At 40.6% G+C, this 25,170-nt stretch carries 20 protein-coding genes and 1 other annotated feature; of the genes, 7 read left to right on the forward strand and 13 right to left on the reverse strand.

The window, feature by feature from the left end:
• Positions 1-30 precede the first annotated feature (30 nt).
• Positions 31-336, reverse strand: coding sequence for a hypothetical protein (locus HC179_RS14920; protein WP_168865019.1), 306 nt, complete (start codon positions 334-336; stop codon positions 31-33).
• Between the two features lie 2 nt (positions 337-338).
• Positions 339-2,030, reverse strand: a complete 1,692-nt coding sequence (ezrA, locus tag HC179_RS14925; protein ID WP_168865020.1) for a septation ring formation regulator EzrA — start codon at positions 2,028-2,030, stop codon at positions 339-341.
• A gap of 220 nt (positions 2,031-2,250) precedes the next feature.
• On the opposite strand from ezrA, the gene hisJ reads away from it, so the two are divergent.
• Positions 2,251-3,051 (forward strand): histidinol-phosphatase HisJ, encoded by an 801-nt coding sequence (gene hisJ, locus HC179_RS14930; protein ID WP_168865021.1) that lies wholly within the window; start codon positions 2,251-2,253, stop codon positions 3,049-3,051.
• 205 nt (positions 3,052-3,256) lie between these two features.
• Here the strand turns inward: hisJ and refZ are convergent, their stop codons facing one another.
• Positions 3,257-3,886: a forespore capture DNA-binding protein RefZ gene (gene refZ, locus HC179_RS14935; protein ID WP_168865022.1), complete on the reverse strand. Its 630-nt coding sequence runs from the start codon at positions 3,884-3,886 to the stop codon at positions 3,257-3,259.
• A 152-nt stretch (positions 3,887-4,038) separates the two neighbouring features.
• Between refZ and HC179_RS14940 the strand changes: the two genes are divergently transcribed.
• Entirely contained in the window at positions 4,039-4,527 is a 489-nt protein-coding gene (locus HC179_RS14940; protein WP_168865043.1) for a GAF domain-containing protein, read from the forward strand.
• 458 nt (positions 4,528-4,985) lie between these two features.
• On the opposite strand, the gene megL is transcribed toward HC179_RS14940, so the two are convergent.
• The 3 genes from megL to HC179_RS14955 all read right to left on the reverse strand — a co-directional run bounded on the left by megL (position 4,986) and on the right by HC179_RS14955 (position 8,809).
• Complete coding sequence (gene megL, locus HC179_RS14945; RefSeq protein ID WP_168865023.1) at positions 4,986-6,173, reverse strand: methionine gamma-lyase; 1,188 nt, start codon at positions 6,171-6,173, stop codon at positions 4,986-4,988.
• A 142-nt stretch (positions 6,174-6,315) separates the two neighbouring features.
• Positions 6,316-8,121: a sensor domain-containing diguanylate cyclase gene (locus tag HC179_RS14950; RefSeq protein WP_168865024.1), complete on the reverse strand. Its 1,806-nt coding sequence runs from the start codon at positions 8,119-8,121 to the stop codon at positions 6,316-6,318.
• Between the two features lie 70 nt (positions 8,122-8,191).
• Entirely contained in the window at positions 8,192-8,809 is a 618-nt protein-coding gene (locus HC179_RS14955) for a hypothetical protein (RefSeq protein WP_168865025.1), read from the reverse strand.
• A 334-nt stretch (positions 8,810-9,143) separates the two neighbouring features.
• On the opposite strand from HC179_RS14955, the gene rpsD reads away from it, so the two are divergent.
• A complete protein-coding gene (gene rpsD / locus HC179_RS14960) occupies positions 9,144-9,746 on the forward strand; it encodes a 30S ribosomal protein S4 (protein WP_148987911.1) in 603 nt (200 codons plus the stop codon).
• A gap of 46 nt (positions 9,747-9,792) precedes the next feature.
• Here the strand turns inward: rpsD and HC179_RS14965 are convergent, their stop codons facing one another.
• Together HC179_RS14965 and tyrS are read right to left on the reverse strand one after the other, a co-directional pair.
• Entirely contained in the window at positions 9,793-10,458 is a 666-nt protein-coding gene (locus HC179_RS14965) for a GNAT family N-acetyltransferase (RefSeq protein WP_168865026.1), read from the reverse strand.
• 796 nt (positions 10,459-11,254) lie between these two features.
• On the reverse strand, positions 11,255-12,514 hold the full coding sequence (gene tyrS, locus HC179_RS14970) for a tyrosine--tRNA ligase (RefSeq protein WP_168865027.1): 1,260 nt from the start codon (positions 12,512-12,514) through the stop codon (positions 11,255-11,257).
• A 148-nt stretch (positions 12,515-12,662) separates the two neighbouring features.
• Positions 12,663-12,894 (reverse strand) — a binding site (T-box leader).
• A 158-nt stretch (positions 12,895-13,052) separates the two neighbouring features.
• Between tyrS and HC179_RS14975 the strand changes: the two genes are divergently transcribed.
• A complete protein-coding gene (locus HC179_RS14975) occupies positions 13,053-16,010 on the forward strand; it encodes a transglycosylase domain-containing protein (protein WP_168865028.1) in 2,958 nt (985 codons plus the stop codon).
• Between the two features lie 57 nt (positions 16,011-16,067).
• Here HC179_RS14975 and HC179_RS14980 read toward each other — a convergent pair whose 3' ends face one another.
• Positions 16,068-17,291: an MFS transporter gene (locus HC179_RS14980; RefSeq protein ID WP_168865029.1), complete on the reverse strand. Its 1,224-nt coding sequence runs from the start codon at positions 17,289-17,291 to the stop codon at positions 16,068-16,070.
• Between the two features lie 343 nt (positions 17,292-17,634).
• On the reverse strand, positions 17,635-19,353 hold the full coding sequence (acsA, locus tag HC179_RS14985) for an acetate--CoA ligase (protein WP_168865030.1): 1,719 nt from the start codon (positions 19,351-19,353) through the stop codon (positions 17,635-17,637).
• Positions 19,354-19,584: 231 nt separating this feature from the next.
• Between acsA and HC179_RS14990 the strand changes: the two genes are divergently transcribed.
• From HC179_RS14990 to HC179_RS15000, 3 genes are read left to right on the forward strand one after another with little or no spacing between them, the layout of a single operon-like run.
• Complete coding sequence (locus HC179_RS14990) at positions 19,585-20,217, forward strand: GNAT family N-acetyltransferase (protein WP_168865031.1); 633 nt, start codon at positions 19,585-19,587, stop codon at positions 20,215-20,217.
• Between the two features lie 45 nt (positions 20,218-20,262).
• The gene (locus HC179_RS14995) at positions 20,263-20,907 is read left to right on the forward strand and encodes an acetoin utilization AcuB family protein (RefSeq protein WP_168865032.1); all 645 of its coding nucleotides are present in this window, start codon (positions 20,263-20,265) and stop codon (positions 20,905-20,907) included.
• Positions 20,904-22,082 carry an acetoin utilization protein AcuC gene (locus HC179_RS15000; protein ID WP_240948543.1) on the forward strand — a complete coding sequence of 393 codons (1,179 nt, stop codon included), beginning with the start codon at positions 20,904-20,906 and terminating at the stop codon, positions 22,080-22,082. The genes HC179_RS14995 and HC179_RS15000 overlap by 4 nt, the downstream gene beginning before the upstream one ends.
• Before the next feature lie 52 nt (positions 22,083-22,134).
• On the opposite strand, the gene motS is transcribed toward HC179_RS15000, so the two are convergent.
• The 3 genes from motS to ccpA form a co-directional block, all read right to left on the reverse strand.
• The gene (motS, locus tag HC179_RS15005) at positions 22,135-22,899 is read right to left on the reverse strand and encodes a flagellar motor protein MotS (protein WP_168865034.1); all 765 of its coding nucleotides are present in this window, start codon (positions 22,897-22,899) and stop codon (positions 22,135-22,137) included.
• Positions 22,896-23,711, reverse strand: coding sequence for a flagellar motor protein MotP (gene motP, locus HC179_RS15010; protein WP_168865035.1), 816 nt, complete (start codon positions 23,709-23,711; stop codon positions 22,896-22,898). Before motP ends, motS begins: the two co-directional genes overlap by 4 nt.
• A gap of 286 nt (positions 23,712-23,997) precedes the next feature.
• Positions 23,998-24,996: a catabolite control protein A gene (gene ccpA / locus HC179_RS15015; protein ID WP_168865036.1), complete on the reverse strand. Its 999-nt coding sequence runs from the start codon at positions 24,994-24,996 to the stop codon at positions 23,998-24,000.
• Positions 24,997-25,170: the final 174 nt, after the last annotated feature.

Here is a 25,170-nt window from a genome sequence, read left to right on the forward strand (position 1 = left end):
AAGGCTTGGATTTGAGAATCCAAGCCTTTTTTATGGTTTGTTTTTTTCTAATAGAGATAGAAGGCGATCGATACTGATCCGTTCATCCTCTAGGTTCCACTCATTGACCATTTGGTGAGTGAGTCCATTTTGATGATTGTATGGGATAGTGACTTTCTCATCCGTATCTTTATCTACTGAAGGAGGAGCACCTGTTTCTTCTTCCTGTGAAGGAGAAGAAATAGCAGGTTGTGCACCCTCCTCTCTCTTTTCCTGAAAGGTTGTATAAAAACTGTACCATATAAAGGTCCCACAGATGAGTAGGATGGCTACAAGTAAAGTCTGCGCGTACTTCACTTTTAGTTTTCCTTTTCAAGTACTTTTTCTATTTTCTTCAATACACCTGGTTCTACCTTTTCTAGCGAAGTAGCCGCTTCTTCCAAAGCGCTTTTATATTCGTAATTTCTAAATAACTGCTCTGCTTCTACCAAGCTTTGATGCACGGTAGGATGTTTGCTGCGGTATCTATTGCCATACTGGATAATACTTTCCGCTAAGTAAGCATGATCAAGGATATCGAGTGCTTCCTCATGGCATTTTTCAACACTTGTTACTGCTTCATATAACACTGCATTTACTTCCACGATATTTAACGGTTTTTCTTCCAATTTCCCCGTTACAGCCTTCAGCTGATCATTCGCCATGGATAGCTCCTGATATATGCTTTTTGGTAATCCAGGAATATTACTTTTTTCAATCGAACGTTTTACTTCAAACAGCATTTTTCTTAAGGAGTTCAATTGCTCTCTTGCAGCCATTTCATCTTTTCGTAATGCCATCAAGCTCTCCGTATATTGTTGATGAATCTCCTGAAGAGAGTCGATCTGTTCACAGATGTCCTCCAACTCCTCTTTTAAAATGCTGAAGGCAATGGTCTGATCAAGAAGGTGGCCACTGAGCTTTTCATAGCGGTCATTAAGTGCAAGCATGGATTCTTCTATTTTCTGTTGTGTTTGAATGTCTTCCTGCTGTAGCTGATAGCTTTCCTGCACCACGTAGGTTTCTTGCTTTGTCTTTTCACTAGCAGATGACAAAGCGATCAAAATGCCTTCAACAGATGGAAGTTCTTTTATGACATAGTGTTTTGCCAAAACTTCTTTTTCAATCTGATCATAAAGATCATCCATTTCGGTTTTAATAACCTCGATGCCTTCATTAGCTTCCAATACCTTAGTTTCCATGAGTAACTTCGTAGACTGCTTGAGTTTATCATGAAGGCTAGCAATGCTTTTTTCCAGGTTTACATGATCGAGGATGTACCCTTCTGCAAGCATTTCCTTATAGCCCGTTTCCACTTCGGCAAGTTGACTAGGAATCACAGACTGGCATTCAATTAACAGTCCTGGTATATGTTCTAGTTTGGCTTCAAAAACTTCTAGATCTTTCTCAATCTTCGCAATCAACTCTCTTGCAACTAGATAATCTCCATTGGATATAGATTGGTGAAATTCTGCAAAAAGCTGTTGAATCTGTTCCAGTTCTTTCTCCAATAAAGGGGTTGTGCTTCCATATTGATGGCGTTGGTTCAGCAGTTGCTTTTTAAAATTAGAGTATTTCGCTTCCAATTTTTCATTTTCTTCAGCACTTTTTGCTTGGCTGCCAATCAGTTCATCTAATTCATCGTATATCGCTTTAATTTTTAATTCAATATCCTTAAGTTTACTGTCAGCTAACGACAACACATCTTTTGCTTTTTTGAAGCGATATTTATCAACAAAATCTTCCGCATCAAAAAGGTATTCTTCAATATTTACAAGTTCTGTTGATAAGATATTATCCCATTGATAACGCCAGTTCTCAAAAAGCTGTTCCGTCTGACCGGTCATGTTTAAATCTTTCACTTTAGAAAGTTCTTCTGATACCGGTTTGTTCATAATCGACACTTTCCAGTTTTCTAAGCGGTCCACTTCTTGATAAATCTTCTTCCTTCTAACAAAACTAATGCTGATAAAAATAACTACTAGTGCTAAAATCCCAATAATATACTCCATACCTAGTCCCCTTCTACCCGGATGGTGGTTCCTGTCTTCTATGTACATTTATTCATCTTAATCAATAACTCATATATGTATAAAAATCTAAATGGACTGATATATATTCCACGCCCATTTTATTTATATTTCAATGTTTTTATGATACCATGTAAACGACATTTTTTGACCAATATTTTTAATTTTTTTACATATTTCTTCTAGTATCGGAGGGTTTTTCTTGATTATCGACAAACATGTCCATACCCCCTATTGTCCGCATGGTAGCACAGATACAATAGAAAAGTATATTAAACAAGCTTTACACCTAAAATACAAAGAGATTTCCTTTACAGAACACGCCCCACTACCAGAATCATTTACCGATCCAGCTCCTGACAGGGATAGTGCCATGGATTGGGACAGCATCCCTGCCTATATGGAAGAATTGCAGAAAATAAAGTCTTTTTATGCATCTGACATAAAGATTAACATAGGTTTGGAAGTGGATTATATTGATGGATACGAAAAAGAAACACGTGAAATTTTAGAAGAACTGGGACCTCTTTTGGATGACAGCATATTATCTGTTCATTTTTTAAAAAAAGAAGAATTGTATTATTGCTTAGACTTCAGTGAGGATGAATTTGAAAGAATTATCGGGGTTTTTGGAGGGCTTTCAGCAGTTTATGAATCTTATTTCTCCACTCTCTTAACATCCATCCACTCTGATTTAGGCCCATATAAACCAAAAAGAATCGGCCATATTACTTTGGTAGAAAAATTCAAAAAGCGCTTTCCACACAATAAAGCCATCCAGGAGTATACTAATCCAATCTTGGATGCAGTCTCTCTAAAAGGGTATGAACTGGACTATAATGGCGCCGGATTTGTCAAACCACTATGTAAAGACTCCTATCCTCCAATGTCCATTGCAAAAGAAGCAAAAAAAAGAAAAATCCCCCTCGTGTACGGATCCGACGCACACACAGTAAAGGGACTTGGGCAAGGATATAAATTTATTGATAAAGAGTTATTATAAGAATATCCATGTTGATCTGAGCGGAGGGCGCGAAGACTCCTCGAAAATGCTAGCACATTTTCTTCGTGCGATGTATCGCTTCCGAAGCCTTCCTTGTCCTGCGGGAGGAAGGGACAGGGGAGACCCATGAAGCGTTGTGAGGAGGCTCCAGGACCGCCCGCGGAAAGCGAAGCGCCTGCAGCGAAGATCAACAGTAAGTGGAATATTATAATGCAATTTTCTCTAACTGCTCTTGCTCCACAAATATAAACTGCTCCAACCATTGAACAATAACCTTCTCATACTGATCCACCGCAGACGTTTCATACGGCATAATATGCCACACCTCCGCCAAATACTGAGATTGCAAAAACGGCGTACTAATCATACTCTTCAATTGCATGACAGCCATCAGAACAGACGGAACGTGAAACTCCTTCTTTTTATGCCCTTTCTCTAAAATTGCTTTATAGTAATACTTCTCCTTCGTTAAATACGTTGACATGATTTCCCTGACAAGAATAGTATCAAACGTAAGCTCCCGATAAACGTACCTTGCCAATTGACGATTTTCACGATGAAACTGCATGGTTTTTTCTACACATTCCAGTAGGCATTCCTTTGCAGTGTAAGAGGACATCTTTTTGTAAACTTTTTCTAAGATGGAAACGTACTGATCAAAGAAACTAGATAATAGATGTTCTTGCAGACCTGCTTTATTATCAAAATAATAGGAGATGTGCCCCACGTTTACATTTGCTTTCTTAGCAAGCTCCCGTACAGAGGTGCCATCAAACCCTTTTGTATTAAAAAGAATGATTGCTGCATCAATGATTCGTTGCTTTGTCTTTTCCATCTTCTTCACCCTTTCTGGTGATTTCGATTCTTAATTATTGATTTCGTGAAGATGAACGTATATCCTTTTATTAAATGTCGACAACTTCATTAGGTATTCTACTTTTGTTGTTGTTTTTCCACAATTAGCTATGAAAATGCGAGGGGATTATGATGTTTCAAGTCGAAAACTATAAAGGTACAAGAGAAGAAAACTACGAACTTGTACTAAAACAATTGCAAGCTCTTATTGCCGATGAGCCTAATTTCATTGCCAACCTTTCCAATGCTTCAGCATTGTTGAATGTATTCTTAACGGAAGTGAATTGGGTTGGCTTTTACTTAACAGATGAGTCTAAACAAGACATGTTGGTGTTGGGACCGTTCCAAGGCTTGCCTGCATGTGTCAGAATTCCATTTGGTCGTGGTGTATGCGGAACGGCTGCATCATCCATACAAACGCAACTTGTGGCTGATGTGCACGCTTTCCCGGGTCATATCGCTTGTGATGCAGCCTCACAGTCAGAGATTGTTGTTCCGATGGTACTAGATGGGAAGGTTATCGGGGTTCTTGATATTGATAGCCCAATCAAGGATCGTTTTGATGAGCTGGATAAAGTCTATCTGGAGAAATTTGTATCTATCTTGCTTGCTGATGCATAAGAAAAATAAGAAAAAAACCGTCCGGTCCTTCCTAGTAAAAAAACATTAGTTAGTAGTTAATAGCAGCTGTTCCTTTCCGCAAATGACTTCGCTTTCCGCGGGACGGTGCTTGAGCCTCCTCACAACGCTTCAGGGGTCTCAACCTACCGTTACTCCCCCGCTGGAGTCTCCGCCATTTGCTCCAATCCACAGCTAAAAAATACTTAGACCTATGTAATGCCTTTTCAAAAACCCTTCAATACATGAAGCCACCTTGTTGATTGGAGTGGAAGGCGCGTAGACGCCCGCGGGAGGAAGGGACTGGTGAGACCCCGGAAGGCGAAGCCTGAGGAGGCTCACGGACCGCCCGCAGGCAAGCGGAGCGCCTGGAACGGTAATCAACAAACTTGTTTGCTTTCTTATTCATCAAAAAAGCGTCTAACCCAAATACTCAGGGTTAGACGCTTTTTCTATGTTTCTTATAAACTATCTAATGCTTTTTTCAGGTCTTGCCAGATGTCTTCTTTTCCTTCTAGGCCGACTGAGAGGCGAAGTAGACTGTCTGTTATCCCCATGAGTTCTCTGTTTTCTTTTGGTACAACCGCATGGGTCATCGTAGCCGGATGCTGTATCAAGGTTTCCGCATCCCCTAGACTTACTGCAATTTTAATCAGCTGCAATTCATTTAATAGTCTTTGAGCTTCCTCTTTTCCACCTTTAATGGTAAAAGAAATAAGCCCCCCACCTTTTTTCATCTGTTTTTGCATGATTGGATATGCTTCACTCTTCTTATCACCTGGATAAAAAACCTTTTCCACAATAGGATGTGCTTCTAATTGTTCAAAAATGTATTCGGCATTATCACAATGGCGGTCCAAGCGGACGTGCAAAGTCTTCAGGCCACGAATCAGTAACCACGCATCAAACGGAGACATGACCCCACCAATATCTTTCAATGTAGTCATGGATATTTCTGTAATCATCTCTTTAGAACCGACAATCAAACCAGCGATCACATCCCCATGTCCGCCAATGTACTTAGTCGCGCTGTGAATCACAATATCACAGCCTAGATCTAGCGGCTTCTGCAAATAAGGAGAGCAGAAAGTATTATCAACGACTACCTTAATATTTTTCTCTTTAGCTATGGAAACGATAAGTTCCAAGTCTATTAATGCCATGGTCGGATTGATTGGTGTTTCCACATAGATGCATGTCGTCTCTGGTTGGATGGCTTCTATGATTTCCGTTTCTGTCTGCATCGTACAAAAGCTATGTGACACATTATATTTATCTTTCAATAATTGTAATAGTCCAAACGTGCATCCATAAATCCCTTGTGAACAAAGGATGTGGTCGTTGCTTTTCGTTAAGGCAATCAATACAGCGGAAACTGCCGCCATACCCGATCCGAATGCAAGACCTGCTTCACCGTTTTCAAGGGAGGCTATCCGCTCTTCTAGCATTTTTACTGTTGGATTTCCAAGTCTTGAATAAATGTAGCCCTCTTCTTCTCCTGCAAACCTGTTTTCCCCTTGTTGTGCCGTTTGAAAGGAAAAAGTAGAAGTTTGAAAGATTGGCGGTGCCAAGCTTCCTTGATAAATGGAACTATCATATCCATGATGAATAACTTCCGTCTCAAACTGCTGTTTTTTCTGCTTATCCATAAAAATTTCTCCCTTCCAATTTCCCATCCATTACTAGCATATGGCAAACGACAGAAAAATGAAAGCGTTTTCTTTAATGGTCGCAAAAATTATTCCAGAATGTATAAACCCTTCATCTGTAACAGATGAAGGGAGTGTGTCATTAGCTTTTAACCTTTTTACTTGTTTCAGAAAAACCTTCTATAAATAATTGGTCTTTCCCTTGATCCTTCGCTTTATATAGGGCATAGTCCGCTCTGTGAAAGAGGTCCCTCGGTGAATCCTGAGTATTCTTGTTCCAAAATGAAATTCCACATGAAACCGTTACTCCCGGATTCGTCTGTCCCCTAATTTTTTCTATAATTCTAAGGACTATACTTTCCCCTAATTTCAAATCTACTTTAGGTAAATAAATGGCAAGTTCTTCTCCACCCCATCTTGCTCCGATATCGGTCTCCCTGATATTTCCCTTTATAATATCGGCGACCTGGATGAGGATTTTATCTCCTACCTGATGGCCAAACGTGTCATTTACAATTTTAAAGTCATCGATATCTAAAAGAATGAATGTCCCAAAGGAGTCATTTTTCATTGATTTCTCTATTTTATCATCCAAATATTTTCTGGAATAAAGTTTTGTCAGATAATCGGTTATCACATATTTCTCCAATTCTTCCCGTAGCATGGAGTTATTAAAAGCCAAAGTCGAATGGTGAATAAGTGACTGCAAGAGCTTAAATTGTTCAAAGCTGAAAAAATACGGCAAGGGATGTGTCACTACACAAGCCCCTCTCCCCCCATTTGGTATGAGCATGGGGATCACCATGCAAGAACAGAAGGGAAGGTCCGATAAACGTTTATGTACACGAAGATCTCCAATAAAAAGAGGTTCCTCATCGGAATATAAAAACTCCTTCATATGCAGAAGATATTCTTCTATGTCATGTTGCTGAAAGAATTTTGTTGAACCTGGCAAAATCTCCGTACCTGTTTCTTGATAAAAAACGAATGCTACTTCTTTTGCATGAAAGGACTGAAGAATTTTTTTCACCATAAAGGAGGTCACTTCGGTTAGCCTTAAGTTTGTATTCAATTGATGGGAGGTTTCATTGATAAGTTGCAAATCAGATATAACCTGCTTGGATTGCTCATAAAGTTGCGTATTCTCGAGTGCTGCACCTGTTTCGTCTGCTAGTAGTTTAATGAACTTTATTTCTGATTCAGGAAGTGTCGCAGCATCTAACGAAATGATCTGCATGACACCATATACCCCTTGTCCTCCCTTTATAGGGATATAGATATTCGCCCTTCTATCTTTAATGGAATTTTCATATTGAACCTCTCCTGTCACATAGGCATTCATGGCACAAATATTGTTATCTTCAAAATCCAATTTTTTAATGGGCAGATGCTTAAGATCATCATTATCTGAAGTAAGTAAAAGAAGGTAAGAAAAGTCCTCATACATTCTTTGTAACAATTTAATCACTTCAGATAGTATACCTTCTACCTTCATAGCTGAATGAAATTTAGAAGTGATGGTGTACAATTCTTGATATTGTTTTTCTTCATTTCTTTTATGTATGTATTCATTATAATGTTGAAAAATAATTGAGAGTTCTTTTGACATTTGATTGAAGCTATCTAGTGGAAGAGGTACAGGAGAATGAAAATGCAGGTCTATTTTGCCTATAGCATGTTCCTCATCAAAAAGAGGAATGATAACATTTTCCACATCACTACCTTCACCTGAATGAATAGTATAGGAGATTGCCTGCTCACAAATAATAGATTGGTTTTGTGAAAGAAGCTCCCCTTTCAACGTTACTATAGCCTGTTCTGCTTGGAGTTCTTCTTTCAATAACAGCTGTAACTGTGTGAGAAAAGTAGTTTGTGTAAGATCTGAAGACGAAAGGAAAAAATCAAATATTCTGCTTTTAATTTCGAGCATTTTGTTATTGGATTCCATTTTTTTCACCTTTTATATTACTTATTACCTATATTATAACGGTAATAGGTAACATTTTCCTAGTATTATTTTACGGAACTAATAAAATCGTGTCTTTTTCAAATAAAACAAACCAAAGATCTTTTTGTCCAGAAAGTCGAACAACGGACAATGGTTCTTTATCAAGTTCCTTTTTTAGTATTGTTCCATCTTCATTATGAATCTGTAATTCATACCGTTTAGAATCTACTTCATTTATATCCACTGAAAATGTCAGTTCTTCATTATTAATATGTTGTTCTTGCCTTTTCACTTGTTTCAGCTGTGAATCATAATAGGTCCAGGTGTTGTCTGTCTTCAGCCAAACCCCATCAGAGACTTCATCCCGTTTTATATCGGTCGGCGTCTCTTCTAATTTCACGGCGTACTGAGTTTCAAAGCGATAGTTGTTTTCGATGTCTACTTTATAAATAATTAGCATAGGTTGATTTTCATGTTCTTTTACCATGGCTAGCATTGGAGAATGATGTTGGAAATCCATTTCTTGAAGAACGACAGCCAATTGTTTTACCTGTTGTTGTTCTGGTTGAACAACAACCTCTTCGTTAGTTGAAGTATATTGACTTACAAATAAATAGAGTGTTACCGCAGCAATTGCTGAAATGATGCTGAATCGGATCAATTTTTCCTTGCCTGTTTCTTTATACATCTTCATTCCACCTTGAAATAATTCTGAAAAAATTATATCATAAACATCTGCTACTTTATCCTATTTAATAGTCCGCTTTTTTTAAGTCCCCAACCTTTTCTAAACTATCCTTGACTTCTTATCCTTTTTTCCGATATAATAGCCTTTGTGTAAAATATTGCAGCCTATGTGGTATGCTATGTTGATTCATTTTGTTCCCCGTAACAACTTTACGGAGGTGTATCGTGTAACTCTTTGCTGCAGAGCGAGGATACATGAAAACAAAATGGTCAAGTAGATGAGTCACATCTGTTATTATTTTACAACAAATAATAACACGAAGGAGGAGTCATTCATGGCTCGTTATACAGGTCCAAGTTGGAAACTCTCTCGCCGTCTAGGCATTTCATTAAGCGGTACAGGTAAAGAATTAGAAAAGCGTCCTTACGCACCAGGACAACACGGTCCTAACCAACGTAAAAAGCTTTCTGAGTACGGCTTACAATTACAAGAAAAACAAAAATTACGTCACATGTACGGCGTAAATGAGCGTCAATTCCGTAGCATTTTCGATGCTGCTGGTAAAATGCAAGGTAAGCACGGTGAAAACTTCATGATTCTTTTAGAATCTCGTTTAGACAACCTAGTTTACCGTTTAGGTCTTGCTCGCACTCGTCGTGGAGCTCGTCAATTAGTTAACCACGGTCACATCACGGTTGATGGATCTCGCGTAGATATCCCATCTTTCCGCGTTAAGCCTGGTCAAGTAATCGCAGTTCGCGAAAAATCTCGCAACCTAAGCTCTGTTAAGGAATCTGTAGAAGTAAACAACTTCGTACCAGAATACCTAACTTTCACTGCTGACGCTTTAGAAGGTACGTTCACTCGTTTACCTGAGCGCTCTGAATTAGCTGCTGAAATCAATGAAGCACTAATCGTTGAGTTCTACTCTCGTTAATAGTGATGACCTAGAAAACAGGACGGAAAATTCCGTCCTGTTTTTTTTATGGTCCAAAAGGATTTTTCCATTCCATCAACGTGGCATGGTTGCATGAGTCTTCGTCTTCGAGGTAGTTTTTGACCACTTTTACAGGGGTTCGTCCACAGTGCAAGAGGAAAGAAATAACGGGGTCTTTGATGTCGCCGTTAACCACTTTTTCTAGATAGCCTTCTGCTGACATTTCGTCCTTATACTTATGATAGTGCGGCATCCTTCCTCCACCCAATAAACGTTCCATCCCCAGCTGAATGACCACTTCATACATGGATTGCATGAGCCACTTTCCAAGTCCAAGCTTTCTGTAAGCTGGACTGACGCTAATATCCACTACATACAAAGTGTTGCCTTCAGACTGGTGGTTACGAATATAGCCGTTATCCGTAATTTGTTCCCAACTATGATCAGGCTCACCGGGAGTGTAGTTTACACGCAAACCAGTCATGGAGCCAGCAATTTCCCCATCAATTTCTACACAAAGTGATCCGTCCGGAAACAAATCCACATGATTCTTTAGCTGTTCCTCATTCCACCACAGCTCTGATGGAAAAGGTGGCGGAAAACATTCCTGCTGTACGCGGATTAATTGAGCAAAGTCCTTTTCCCGATAATTTCGGATAATAGCTTTAACCGGCTTGTCTTTATCAAAAACATAAACCTCTTTTTGAAACAATACCCATCCCTCCTAAAGGTTTCTCCACATACAACTAAGTTTACCACCTATTAAGCTAGAGGGTGAAAAAAAATGGCTGATTTTTCATGTTAGCGATTACTGATACTTCTATGAAGACTTCCCTCACTCTATTTGCATGTCCTGGACGTCTTCATACCGTTCATGAAGACTTCTCTCACTCCATTTTCACGACACGGGCGTCTTCATACCGTCCATGAAGACTTCTCTCACTCCATTTGCATGTCCTGGAGGTCTTCATACCGTTCATGAAGACTTCTCTCACTCCATTTTCACGACACGGGCGTCTTCATACCGTCCATGAAGACCTCTCTCACTCTATTTGCATGTCCTGGACGTCTTCATACCGTTCATGAAGACTTCTCTCACTCCATTTTCACGACACGGGCGTCTTCATACCGTCCATGAAGACCTCTCTCACTCCATTTTCACGACACGGGCGTCTTCATACCGTCCATGAAGACCTCTCTCACTCCATTTTCACGACACGGACGTCTTCATACCGTCCATGAAGACCTCTCTCACTCTATTTTCACGACACGGACGTCTTCATACCGTCCATGAAGACCTCTCTGACTCCATTTTCACGACACGGACGTCTTCATACCGTCCATGAAGACCTCTCTCACTCTATTTGCATGTCCTGGAGGTCTTCATACCGTTCATGAAGACTTCTCTCACTCCATTCCGGCTTAACTGAGGTCTTCATCAAGAAAGTTTGCGCTAATTTCCTACCACGCAAAAAAAGACTGCCCAAACGGACAGTCCTCACAAGAGATTAGTATTTAATAAGGAAGTATTTCTTCTTCCCTCTTCTAACAACAGTAAATTGACCTTCAATGCGGTCGCTTTCACCTAACACGTAAGCAAGATCCTGAACCTTCTCTCCATTAATGGAAATAGCCCCATTTGTAATATCTTCACGCGCTTGACGCTTTGAAGGCGCAATCTTACTTGCAACCAACAGTTCCACTAATGCTAACTGCTCATCATTTTCCACTGTAAAAGAAGGAACATCCGCAAAACCTTGTTTAATTTCATCAGCAGAAAGTTCAGAGATGGAGCCGCTGAACAATGCTTTTGAAATCCGGATTGCCTGTTCTAAAGCAGCCTCACCGTGTACCAACTTCGTAACTTCTTCTGCAAGACGTTTATGAGCAGAACGCTTTTCCGGTGCTTCTTGCAGTTCTTTTTCAAGCTCCAAGATCTCAACGCGTGACAAGAACGTAAAGAATTTCAAGTATTTCACAACATCACGGTCATCTGTATTGATCCAGAATTGGTAGAACTCGTAAGGTGACGTCTTCTCTCGGTCTAACCAAATGGCGCCCCCTTCAGTTTTACCAAATTTCGTGCCATCCGCTTTTGTCACAAGTGGAATCGTCAGACCAAATGCTTTAGCATTCTCTTCGGATTTACGGATTAGCTCCATACCTGCTGTGATATTTCCCCATTGGTCGCTTCCACCAATTTGAAGCTTGCAATTTTGACCTCTGTATAAATGCAAGAAGTCCAAAGATTGAAGAATCATGTAACTGAATTCTGTGTAAGAGATTCCAGATTCAATACGGGATTGTACGGAATCTTTTGCAAGCATGTAATTAAGACCAAAGTTCTTCCCAACATCACGAAGGAAAGAAATGACATTCATTTCCCCAATCCAGTCATGGTTGTTTGCAATCACTGCTGGATTTTCTGTAGCTGTGAAATCCAAAAATTGAGATAGTTGCCCTTTGATTCGGTTGGACCACTCGACAACGATGTCAGATGTGTTCAAAGTACGTTCCGCTTTTTTACCACTAGGATCGCCAATTAATCCAGTTGCTCCACCTACCAACGCAATTGGATGGTGACCTGCCTGCTGAAATCTTCTCAAAGTAAGAATCGGCAGCAAATGTCCGATATGCAAACTGTCCCCTGTTGGATCAAAACCAGAGTACAACTTCACCTTTTCTTCTGATAAAAGCTTCGTCAATCCATCTTCATCCGTAATCTGATTCACTAACCCTCTAAACTGCAAATCTTCTAATAAACTCATTGTAATATCTCCTTTTTATGTTGCTTTATTATATATAATTAAGCGGATTACTTAGCTGATGCTCGGCGCAAAAAGCGAAGCCGTTTGTGGAGAGCATCAGCTATGTTAAGCAGTACCTGAACACAAAAAAACCCATCCCTCCTATAAAAGAAGGGACGAGTTTATACGCGGTACCACCCTAATTGAAAAGCAGACAAAGCCGCTTTCCCACTCAAAAATGTAACGGTTCTCACCGTCTCCTGCTACTAAGCCAAGGTGCGGCCGTTCCCAAAAGATGCTCGAGGAGGTAATTCATTCAAATAGGTGTACTGATTCTCACCAACCATCAGCTCTCTTTAAGCATGCCTATTTGTACTACTTATTCCTTTCTTAGCACATTCTATAACTAATCAAAAATTTATATAAAGTCTTTTTACCATAAAAAAGCGTATCATGTCAACAGAAACATAAAGAAAATTTTGGAAGAAAACAAAAAGTTTGTCGCTATAAAACCTCAATATGCTATAATTAGTATGATTTGCCGGGGGGTAGATAAAATATGTCAAACTACGACAAGTTCAAAGAAAAATCACAGACCTTTTTTCAATTTTTCATAAATAATAAGACGAAAAAAGGCGCCAACATTACATATTTAGTAGTGTGGAATCTCATTCTTGTTTTTCTCGTTATCGGAGTAATCGGGGTGTCATTTGCTGGCGGTGCAGGTGCGGGTTATTTTGCAGCACTCGTCAAAGAAGAACCCATTCGTTCTTACGAAGATTTGAGAAAAAACATTTACAACTACGAAGAATCTACAGAAATGTATTTTGCCAATGACGTTTATTTAGGAAAATATCGTGCAGATCTACTTCGTGAAGAAGTGTCCCTGGATAACGTATCAGAGCATTTAATTAACGCACTTGTCTCAACAGAAGATGAATACTTCTATGAACATGAAGGGGTCGTACCAAAAGCCATCGTTCGTGCCCTTGTTCAGGAAGTAACAAATTCCGCCAACCAAACTGGTGGAAGTACGTTAACACAACAGTTGATCAAGAATCAAATTTTAACAAATGATGTCTCTTTTGATCGAAAAGCAAAAGAGATACTCCTCGCCCTTCGCCTGGAGAACTATTTCTCGAAAGAAGAGATACTTGAAGCATACCTAAATGTTTCACCTTTTGGTAGGGATTCAAACGGTAGAAACATTGCCGGAGCTCAGACAGCAGCAGAGGGGATTTTTGGTGTTGACATCAGTGAATTGTCCATTCCACAAGCTGCCTTTATTGCTGGACTTCCACAAAGCCCATTTGCCTATACTCCTTTTACTCGTTCAGCGGAAGTGAAAACTCCTGAAGGACTGGAACCAGGTCTCGATAGAATGAGATATGTACTTCACCGTATGCACGCAATGGGACATATTGATGATAATCAGTATGAAGAGGCACTCGCTTATGACATCACAAAAGATCTAGCGGAGCCCACTAACAGTGCCATTGAAGAATACCCGTACGTAGCATTCGAGATTGAAGAACGTGCGCAAGAAATCATTGCAGAGCAACTGGCATTAAATGATGGCTACGAAAAAGAAGAGCTAGACAGTAACGAACAATTACTTGGAGAATATTTGCAGTTGGCAGATACAACGCTTAGACAAAAGGGCTATGTAATCAAAACAACGATAGATAAAGACATTTATTCGAAAATGAGACAGATTACACAGGAGTTTCCTTACTTTAATGAAACAAAGGTGTATTCTTATGAAGAAGAGACTGACCCTGATACAGGAGAACTTGTAGCAAAAAACGCAGAACAAGTTGGCGCCTTGTTGATGAACAACAAAACTGGTGCAATAATCAGTTTTGTAGGAGGAAGAGATTTCAAAATCAAGGACTTAAACTTCGCCACCAACACTTGGCGTCATAATGGGTCTACCATGAAGCCGTTACTTGGATATGCACCTGCATATGAAATGGGGACACTCCAACCAGGCAGCATACTTGCGGATACACCGTTGACCGTGCACCTTCCAGGACAAGATCCGTGGTCACCGAACAACTGGAATAATCAATTCAACGGTCTTCAAACTGTGCGTCAATCCGTGGCACTTTCCCATAACTTAGCGGCTATCCGTGGATATATGGAAATTCTGCCTCAACGTCCGATGGAATACTTATTCAAACAAAACTTTACAAAACTAACCCAAGGGGATGCTGCAAACATCTCTGCAGTTCTTGGTTCACCATCTGTCGGGGTTAGCGTAGAAGAAAATACAGCAGGTTACGTTACCTTCGCAAACGGTGGGAATTACGTTGAACCTTACTTAATTGAAAGTATTAAAACAAAAGATGGGGAAGTCATCTATGAGCATAAAGTAGAGCCTGTCGAGATTTATTCTCCTCAGACTGCATATTTAATGATAGATACTATGCGTGATACTTTTAGAAGGGGTACTGCAAACGTAGCAAGAGATCATATACAATTCAGTTCCGATTGGGCTGGAAAGACCGGTACCACCCAGGATACACATGATATTTGGATGATGGGTTCTAATCCAAATATTACCTTTGGTCTATGGATGGGGTATGACGAGAGACATGTATTAAGGGCAAATAGTGGTAGAACTCCTACACAAAGAAGCCAAATACTATGGGCACAACTACTAAACGGTGCCTACGACATCAATCCGGAATTAATTGGCCCTTCCGGACAATTCCAAATGCCAGGCGGAATCGTTCGCCGCAGCTATTGTAAGCTGTCAGGTTTGTTACCATCCGATCTTTGCCAAAAAGCAGGCCTTGTTGGGGAAGACATTTTTAACGCAAAATATGCTCCAACGAAAACGGATGATAGTTTAACAACAGGGAAATATGTTCAAATTGGGGACATTGCTTATGCACCATTAAGTTCAACACCTTCCGAATTTGTTAAGGAAGGACCGATGATTAAACCGGATTTCTTGAAGAAACTTCAACTGGATAGCTTGGAAGAACTCGCTAAATACATGAAGGATAAAACTCTCTTTGATGGATTGACGGTACTTTCTGAGGATCCTCTGCCAGCTAACAGTTCGGCACCGAAACAAGTTGGTGGTGTGAACGTATCCGGCTCCACTTTAACATGGGCAGCAAGCTCACAAAAAGACGTTATTGGTTATTACGTTTACTATAAAGAAAACAGCGCTAGCTCCGCACGAAGAATTGCTTCCGTGCAAGCTGATGACAACATGAGCACCAAAATCTCTCAAAAATCCGGATTCTTCTACGTCACTGCAGTTAATGCCAGTGGTAAAGAATCTTCTCCATCCAGCTCAGCAAAGCTTGGAGATCCGGATAAAAAAGATGAACCAAAACCTAAGCCTAAGCCAAAACCGGATCCTAAACCACCTTCCAATGGTGGTGGCGGTAATGACGATGGCGGTGAAAACGATGGTGGTGGAGATGACGACGGCGGTAACGGCGACGATAACTCTACAGATCCTCCACCAGATGATAGTGGAGACGACGGAGAAGATTAATTTTTCTAGGCAATAAACCTAAAAGGCACTTACCCACATGGGTAAGTGCCTTGTTCATTATGTTAAAGCTGCGTTTTGTCTTTTCTTGTTACTCCAGTTGCTAGCGACTATAAAAATAATTAATGAAGTCGTTATGAGAGTTCCATGCAGGATGAGTACCATTTGTGGCATGGTAAGACCTTTTAACAAAATTGGCGCAATGACAAACCCTAGTGCAAAGCCTAGTGACTTCAGCAGCATCCCTACGGCAAAAACCCTCCCCCTTATGTAATTATCCGACTTCTGAAGAATGCTTGCATGTAAAGTTGTAAAACAAGCATCAAAAATCCCTGTTAAAAAAGCAAAAAATAAAATGACGCTAATGAATGTATTTGACAAGAAGATAATAAAGCCGAGTGACATGAACATAGCCGATAAGAAAAATACAGAATAAATTTTTTCACTTCTAATAATTTTTAGTTTTGGTATCGTGTAAGTTGCAAGAACCGAACCTATCCCCCAGACACCCCAAATCATGCCGTAATAGAAGCTTTGACGATCTCCATCAATCTGTTCGGCCAATAAAGGAATCCCAAGATTATGCGAGCTACCTGCAAAAGCTCCTACCAGAAATACAACATTTATCATTAAGAGCATAGGTGCTAACTTAAGGTAACGGTACACCTCCCTCGTATCCTTGAGAACGGACAAAATATTATTTCTAAATCCGCTGACAATCTCCTTGTTTTTCTTAGCTGTGGTAGGATCCCACTTCATTCTCCAAAGGACAAAGCCGGATAGCAGATATGTCCCTGCATCAATCAATAAGGTGTACTTATATCCTAAAACTTCCGTTATTACCCCTGCACCGATAAATCCAGTGACAAGGCTGATGGAGGTCAATCTCGCAATAAGCGAGTTCGTTTCAAGAATTTTATCTTGGCCGAATATTTGCGGAACCTCCGCACTGAAACTGACCATAAAGAAGCTACTAATAAATCCGATTAAAGCGGATACGACCAGAATCATTACTGGATCAGGAAAGGGGATTAATAAAAGAATCAGTCCCGCCCGCAAGATGTCCGTCACAAGCATGATGGTCTTTCTATTCCATTTATCTGCCGCTATTCCACTAACTAAGCTGGCCAGAACACCCCCAATTGTTCTAGCAGCCATCGTTGCAGCCAACCAGACAGGACTCCCAGTTGCTGCATATACGACTACATTCAATACAATCAAATCCATAAATGAACCGAAGTCAGATAATGCCTTTGTGTATAAAAATAACTTATGTTTTCCCATTGCTGTTTCCCCTATTCTCTATATGTCCTGTATCTATAGTACTCTTGTAGGGGTTTATTTCGCAATACGAAATTTTGAAAAGTGTGATTTTTCTTTTGTACTGTCTTTTTCGGAGAGAGCTTCTACCACTTTTGTGAGACCTTCTACCTTGTTGGGATACCCTTCTACTACTTTCACGCGATCTTCTACCTTTTCCAGTTAACCTTCTACAATTTTCAAGCAGCCTTCTACCTTTTAACAAAATTCGACACAGCCCACCTCTCCTAATAATTCCCCAAATAAAAAAACAACACCCCACCGCAAAAACGGTAGGCTGTTGTTTTTAGAAAATCCGAAAATACTATTAATCCTCCATCGTAGACAAATCACCAGTAGGCAAATCCAGCTCCCATGCTTTCAACACACGACGCATGATTTTTCCACTACGAGTCTTTGGAAGCTTGTCGCGGAATTCAATTTCACGCGGTGCCGCATGTGCTGCAAGACCCCGTTTCACAAATTGACGTATCTCCTCTTTGAGCTCGTCACTTGCTGTATGACCGTCACGAAGCGCAACGAACGCTTTAATGATTTCACCGCGCACAGGATCCGGTTTACCGATAACTCCGGCTTCAGCAACAGCAGGGTGCTCCACAAGCTTGCTTTCCACTTCAAATGGTCCAACACGCTCACCGGATGTCATGATAACATCATCGATACGGCCTTGGAACCAGAAGTAGCCTTCTTCATCCATATAAGCCGAATCACCGGAAACGTACCAGTCACCTGGCATGAAATAGGACTCATACTTTTCTTTATTGTTCCAGATCGTGTGCATCATGGACGGCCAGCCTTTTTTAATCGCAAGGTTGCCCATGCGATATGGCGGAAGTTCGTTTCCTTGATCGTCCACAATTGCCGCTTCTACTCCCGGAATCGGCTTGCCCATGGAACCAGGCTTGATTTCCATTGCTGGATAGTTACAAATCAATTGTGCACCTGTCTCTGTCATCCACCATGTATCGTGTACGCGGAGATTAAATACCTTCACACCCCAACGAATTACTTCCGGGTTTAACGGTTCCCCAACACTCAGGATATGGCGAAGAGAAGATAAATCAAACTTTTTGACTACTTCGTCTCCTGCTCCCATCAACATACGGAATGCTGTTGGTGCGCTATACCATACAGATACGCCATAATCCTCAATTGTCTCATACCATGCTTCCGGTCTGAAACGGCCACCAACAATGACATTGGATGCTCCTACCAGCCAAGGTCCGAAGATACCATAAGCCGTTCCTGTTACCCAACCTGGATCAGCGGTGCACCAGTACACATCTTCTTCTTTAAGATCCAATACCCACTTAGCTGTTTGGTAGTGCTGAATCATGGCATTATGAACATGAAGCACTCCTTTTGGCTTCCCGGTGGATCCGCTTGTATAATGAAGCACCAAGCCGTCTGTTTTTTCCACCCATTCCACTTGAAGCGTTCTGCTTGCTTCCTTCATACGGGAGTTGAAGTCGATGAAAGGTCCTTCCTCTTTCACATTTTCCCCTACGAGTACAACATGCTTCAGTGCAGGCAGATCATCTAGCGGGATGCGATTAAGCAGTTCTGGTGTAGTGATGATTACTTTTGCTTCACTGTCCTCTAATCGGTCCTTAACAGCGCCTTCCATAAATGCCTCAAACAATGGACCGACAATCGCGCCAAGCTTGATCGCTCCAAGTGCTGCAAAATATAGTTCAGGGGAACGTGGCATGAAAATAAAGACACGATCTCCTTTTTCCACATCGCAAGTCTGTTTTAAAATGTTACCTGCTTTGTTGGACATATCTTTCATTTCCTTGAACGTATACTTTTCATCACGTTCTGGATCACGGTAATATAGTGCTACTTTATTTTTACGTGCAGATTCTGCGTGACGGTCGATGGCTTCATGAGCGACGTTCACTCTTCCCGTTTCAGAAAAACTGAAGTTTTTTTCTACCTCTGACCAGTCAAAATTTCGGTAGGTTTGTTCATAGTCTTCTAGATTGTAGTTCCCCTTCGTTACTGGTAACGCTTCCACTTTCATCCACAAACACCCCTTATGTATATTTCTACAATACTATTATAGTACAGATAGAATTTTTTCTCAATTTTTTAAAAATTAATAGTATTGCATGAATAATTTTGTGTTTTCTAGTAGACTAGAGGTAGAGTAAAATGAAAGCGGTTTAATTCGCTTGTGTTTTTCTTGTAAAATGAGAAAATATCATTAGAAGATTACAATTATTCTTGTAGGTAAAAGTAGGTGGAGAGTTAGATGGAACACAGAAAAACGTATAATGCTAAGGAAATTAGAACGAAAAATAGCCGCTTGATCATTGAAGGACCAGTTACACCAGAGAAGCTGGCAAGCTATGAATTTCATAAAGACCTTGTTGCATTTAGACCTCCGGAACAACAGCGTAAGGCTTTGATTGAAATTGCAGGCCTTCCAGAGGGAAGAATCATCATTGCAAGAACACATGATACCATAGTTGGCTATGTTACCTATCTCTACCCTGATCCGATGGAAAGATGGTCAGAAGGGAAAATGGAAAACCTTATTGAACTTGGTGCCATTGAAGTAGTGCCGGAAGTTCGCGGGAGTTCTGTTGGTAAATCCCTGCTTCAAGTTTCAATGATGGATGACATGATGGAAAACTATATTGTCATAACAACCGAATATTATTGGCACTGGGACTTAAAGGGAACGGGACTTAATGTTTGGGAGTATAGAAAAATAATGGAAAAAATGATGAATGCCGGTGGTTTGGAATACTATGCAACCGACGACCCTGAAATCAGTTCCCATCCTGCCAACTGTTTAATGGCTAGAATCGGCAAAAATATTGACCAGGAATCTGTACAGAGATTTGATCAACTTCGCTTTCACAACCGTTTTATGTACTAGCATATAATGGTTTATACGGAACTTCTTTTAGAAGGAGGAAAGACCATGATTGTAGAAAGAATTATGAAGAAAGATGTTCATACATTACTGCCCACTGATACGGTGGAGCAAGCCCTTCACCTTATGGAAGAAAAGAATATCCGTCATATTCCTATCGTAAATGATAATCGGCAGTTGGTTGGGATAATATCTGATAGGGATGTTCGAAACGGGCTTCAGGCAGCATTATATGAAAATAGTGCCCAAGAGGACCTACAGCAGCCTCTTTCCAAAGTAATGAAAACAAATGTATTAACAGGACACCCCCTGGATTTTGTTGAGGAGGTTGCCGCGACTTTTTATGAATATAAGATTGGTTGCCTTCCGATCATACAAGAATCCAAACTCGTAGGAATTGTTACAGAAACGGACCTGCTCTATACATTTGTACAATTAACAGGAGCAAATCAGCCTGCATCACAGTTCGAAGTAAAAGTCGAAAATATTGCCGGGAAGCTTGCAGAAGTAACCTCCATGTTAAAGAAACGAAAGCTAAATATCCTCAGTGTGCTTGTCTACCCTCATCAAGATGAGCAATTTAAAATTCTTGTCTTCCGGGTTCAGACGATGAATCCTACAGGTGTCATTCATGACCTGCAGGAAGAAGGCTATGAAGTGCTATGGCCGAACTTGCCGGGTGTAACCTCATGAAAAAAGCAGTCTTTGTGTATTCGGATGATTTTCAGACCTATAAGTTCAGTGAAAACCATCCCTTTAATCAACTAAGAGTTAAACTCACTTATGACTTGCTACAAAAGAGCAACCTGCTCTCTAGTCAAGATATTGTTCCACCGAGAATGGCTACTGATGAGGAATTAGCGCTTATTCATGATCCGCGCTATATTGAGGCTGTTAAATTGGCTGGAAAAGGGTTACTGCCTAAAGAAAAAGCAAACAACTATGGGCTCGGGACAGAAGATACACCTATATTTCCTGATATGCACGAAGCCAGTGCACTGCTTGTCGGTGGAACTTTAACAGCTGTCGATCAAGTCATGACAGGAAAAACCGAACATGCCTTAAATCTAGGTGGCGGGCTGCATCATGGTTTCCGGGGAAAGGCATCAGGATTTTGTATTTATAACGACACTGCTGTGGCCATAAAGTATCTTCAGGAAAAGTATGGAGCAAGAGTTCTCTATGTAGATACGGATGCCCATCACGGCGACGGTGTGCAGTGGGCTTTTTACGAGGATCCCAATGTATGCACCCTTTCCATCCATGAAACGGGGCGGTATTTATTCCCTGGGACAGGTAATGTAAATGAACGGGGGCAAGGGGATGGATATGGGTATTCTTTCAATATTCCCATCGACGCCTTTACAGAGGATGACTCTTTCTTGGAGGTTTATGAACAGTCACTTACAGAAGTGGCCAATTTCTTTAAGCCAGATGTCATTTTAACGCAAAATGGTGCTGATGCTCATTACTTTGACCCACTCACCCATCTGTCCACTTCTATTAAAGTGTATCGGGAGATTCCGAAGCTTGCTCATAAAATTGCCCATCAATATTGCAGAGGGCGATGGATTGGTGTTGGAGGAGGCGGCTATGATATTTGGAGAGTCGTTCCAAGGGCATGGTCTCATGTTTGGTTAGAGATGATGGAAAAGAACAATATGTATGGGTCATTGTCAGAAGATTGGATAAACGAATGGAAAGACAAGGCACCTGTTGCGTTGCCTTCCACATGGGAAGACCCCCAGGACCTTTATAAACCCATTCCACGAAAACAGGAAATTACGGAGAAAAATAAACAGCTCCTTTTAAAAGCTCTATATCCCATTAGCCATCTGCGAACTGATAATAATTCACAGATTGGATAAAGAAAAACCAGCACTACGCCAATTAGCGTGAAGAGCTGGTTTTTTCATGATATCAGTTAACTATTTCTTCTTTTTGTGGATCGGAAATGACAATTTCTACCCTTCTATTCTTTTGATAGTTAGCATCTGATGTATTCTCTACAATCGGCCTTGTATCCCCATAACCCACGGCAATAAAACGCTCAGGATCTAAGTCATGAGAGTCGATCAAATATCGAATGACACTACTTGCCCTCGCTGCAGATAGTTCCCAGTTAGAAGGAAACTTTTCTGTTGAAATCGGTCTGTTATCGGTATGTCCTTCTACCTTGACCAAATTAGGAATTTTGGTTAGTAATGTTCCAACTTTATCGAGAAAAGGATGCGCAATAGGAAGGATTCTTGCTTCAGCCGTCTCATATAAAACTTTTTCCTCAAGCACAAGGACAATCCCACGCTCTGTCCTGTTGGCTACCACTACATCCTCGAGGTCATTTTCAGCTAAAAATGTTTGTACTTCAACAAGCAGTTCTTGCAGACTATCTTCATTCGCCTGCGCTACTTCTTGATTTTTCGAAACATCTTCTTGGTTATTGGTCGATTCTGTATTTACAGAGAAATCTGTCGGGTGCTCGAAGGGAACAGCGGAAGGATTATAATCCAAGATATTCACTTGCTTGAACGACTCTGCTACAGCTTTAAATTTTACCAAGTCTATTTGTGACATGGAAAATAATAAAATAAAAAATACTAAAACAAGCATAAAGAGGTCGGAAAACGTGACCATCCACTTTGGTGCACCACTTTCAACAGACACCTTTCTTTTACGGCGCTTCATTGAAAGTTCTCCTCCAATGTTTCAGCTACTGGTTCTTCTTTTCTTTTCCTATCTTGATTGGAAAGGAAAGCAGAAAGTTTTTCCTCCAAAATTTTAGGGTTCTGTCCAGATTGAACGCCGATAACCCCTTCGATAATAATTTGTTTTAAAAATACTTCTTTTTCCGTCTTATTTGCAAGTTTACTAGCCATTGGGAGAAATACAAGATTTGCTAAAAGTGTTCCATACAACGTTGTCAGAATAGCAATGGCCATGTTTGGTCCAAGGGTGGTAGGATCGTTTAAGTTTTTCAACATTAGGACCAATCCAATCAACGTACCAATCATCCCCCATGAAGGAGCATAATCCCCTGCTTTTTCAAGAATGCTTCTCCCCTTCATATGTCTTTCTTCCATTGCTGAGATTTCAGCATTCATAATGTCATGGATTACTTCTGGTTCCACACCATCCACAGCAAGCAGGACGCCTTTTTTTATAAAATCATCTTCTACATCTTCAAGCTCCGCCTCCAGAGCTAATAGCCCCTCTCTTCTAGCTCGATCTGATAATCGGACAAATGTCTGAATTAAGTTTGGCAGTTCATTTTCTTGTCGGGAAAATGCTGCTTTAATTACGGTTGGCATTACTTTCATTTCTTTTAGGTTAAAGGTAATTAGTAGCGCTCCTAGTGTTCCTCCAATTACGATTAGAAACGAGGGAAAATGCAAGAAGCTGCTTGCACCGCTTAAACCAGAGTTGTTAATGATGCCGAATAATATCATTGCTAGACCGAGAACGAGACCTATTGGTGTTAACATATCAAACTTTTTCATACTTTCTCCCCTGACCTTAAACGCTCTTGTTTTTATTGACTTATCTCACTAACTCCCAGTTTCCTTTCGTTTCAGGTGATCGCTTTCCGCGGGACGGTGCTTGAGCCTCCTCGGCTTTGCCTGTGGGGTCTCAAGCTACCGTTACTCCCCCGCTGGAGTCTCTCACCTTTCACTCCAGTCAACTGGGGAAAGTGATTAATCAATGGATTGTCATTTTTAGATAAAGAAAGAGGACAAACGTTTTGGTGGTTGTCCTCTTCTTTTACTATCTATATCGACAGTTTTTTTATTTTGTTGAGCGTCTAAATTCAATTCTATGTGGAAGTACGACAGTTTGATCTTCTACTTTCTCTTTATTCATGAATTTCGTTAATAGTCTCATGGCTACTGCCCCGATGTCATACATTGGTTGCACAACTGTGGAGAGTTGTGGGCGGACCATTGTAGCAAGTCTAGTGTTATCAAATCCGATTACTTCAATGTCTTCCGGGATGTTCAATCCGTTGTCCTGAGCACCATGGATGACTCCTAAAGCCATTTCATCTGTTCCAACAAAAATCGCTGTTGGGCGGTCTTTCAATGCGATAAGTTTTTCGACTGCTTCTATACCGGAATCGTACGAATAGTCACCTTCTAACACAATCTCCTCATCATAAGAAAGACCAGCATCTTCTAGTGCGCGTTTATAACCAGTCAGTTTTTTCTCCCCATTGATTGGTTCTTCAAAAAGACCTGACACGTAGCCCACTCGTTTATGCCCTTTTTCAATTAATGCGGTTACAGCATCAAAAGAGGCTTGGACATAATCAATGGTTACGGAAGGCACCTTGTTGTCTTTTTCAATGGATGCAGCCAATACAATTGGGACTGGTGATCTTTCAAATTCAGATGCCAACTCTTCTGTTATATTCCCACTCATGAAAACAATTCCATCTACTTGTTTGCCAAGCATCGTGTTTAACAGGTGCAATTCCTTGTCCACATTTTGGTCAGAGTTGCTTAGGATGATATTGTATTTATACATCGTTGCAATATCTTCAATTCCGCGAGCTAACTCTGCATAGAAGATGTTAGAAATATCAGGGATGATTACTCCTACTGTTGTTGTTTTTTTGCTTGCCAGTCCTCTTGCTACAGCATTCGGACGATATCCAAGTCGTTCAATTGCTTCCAATACTTTTTTTCTTGTGGTTGGTTTTACATTCGGGTTTCCGTTTACTACTCGGGAAACCGTTGCCATGGAAACGTTCGCTTCTCTGGCAACATCATAAATTGTTACATTCATTCACACACACTCTCCTTCTATATACATGCATCTATGTAAGGCAATATTTAATAATATGTTCTGTAAAAAACCGCTTTTGATTTCCGCAAATGGCTACGCTTATCCAGAGGGCGACCTTGAGCCTCCTCGGCAAGCCTGCGGGGTCTCTACATTGCCGCTACCTTCCCGGCGGAT

The organism is Bacillus sp. RO1, from assembly GCF_012524115.1.
GTDB lineage: Bacteria > Bacillota > Bacilli > Bacillales > Bacillaceae_I > Sutcliffiella_A.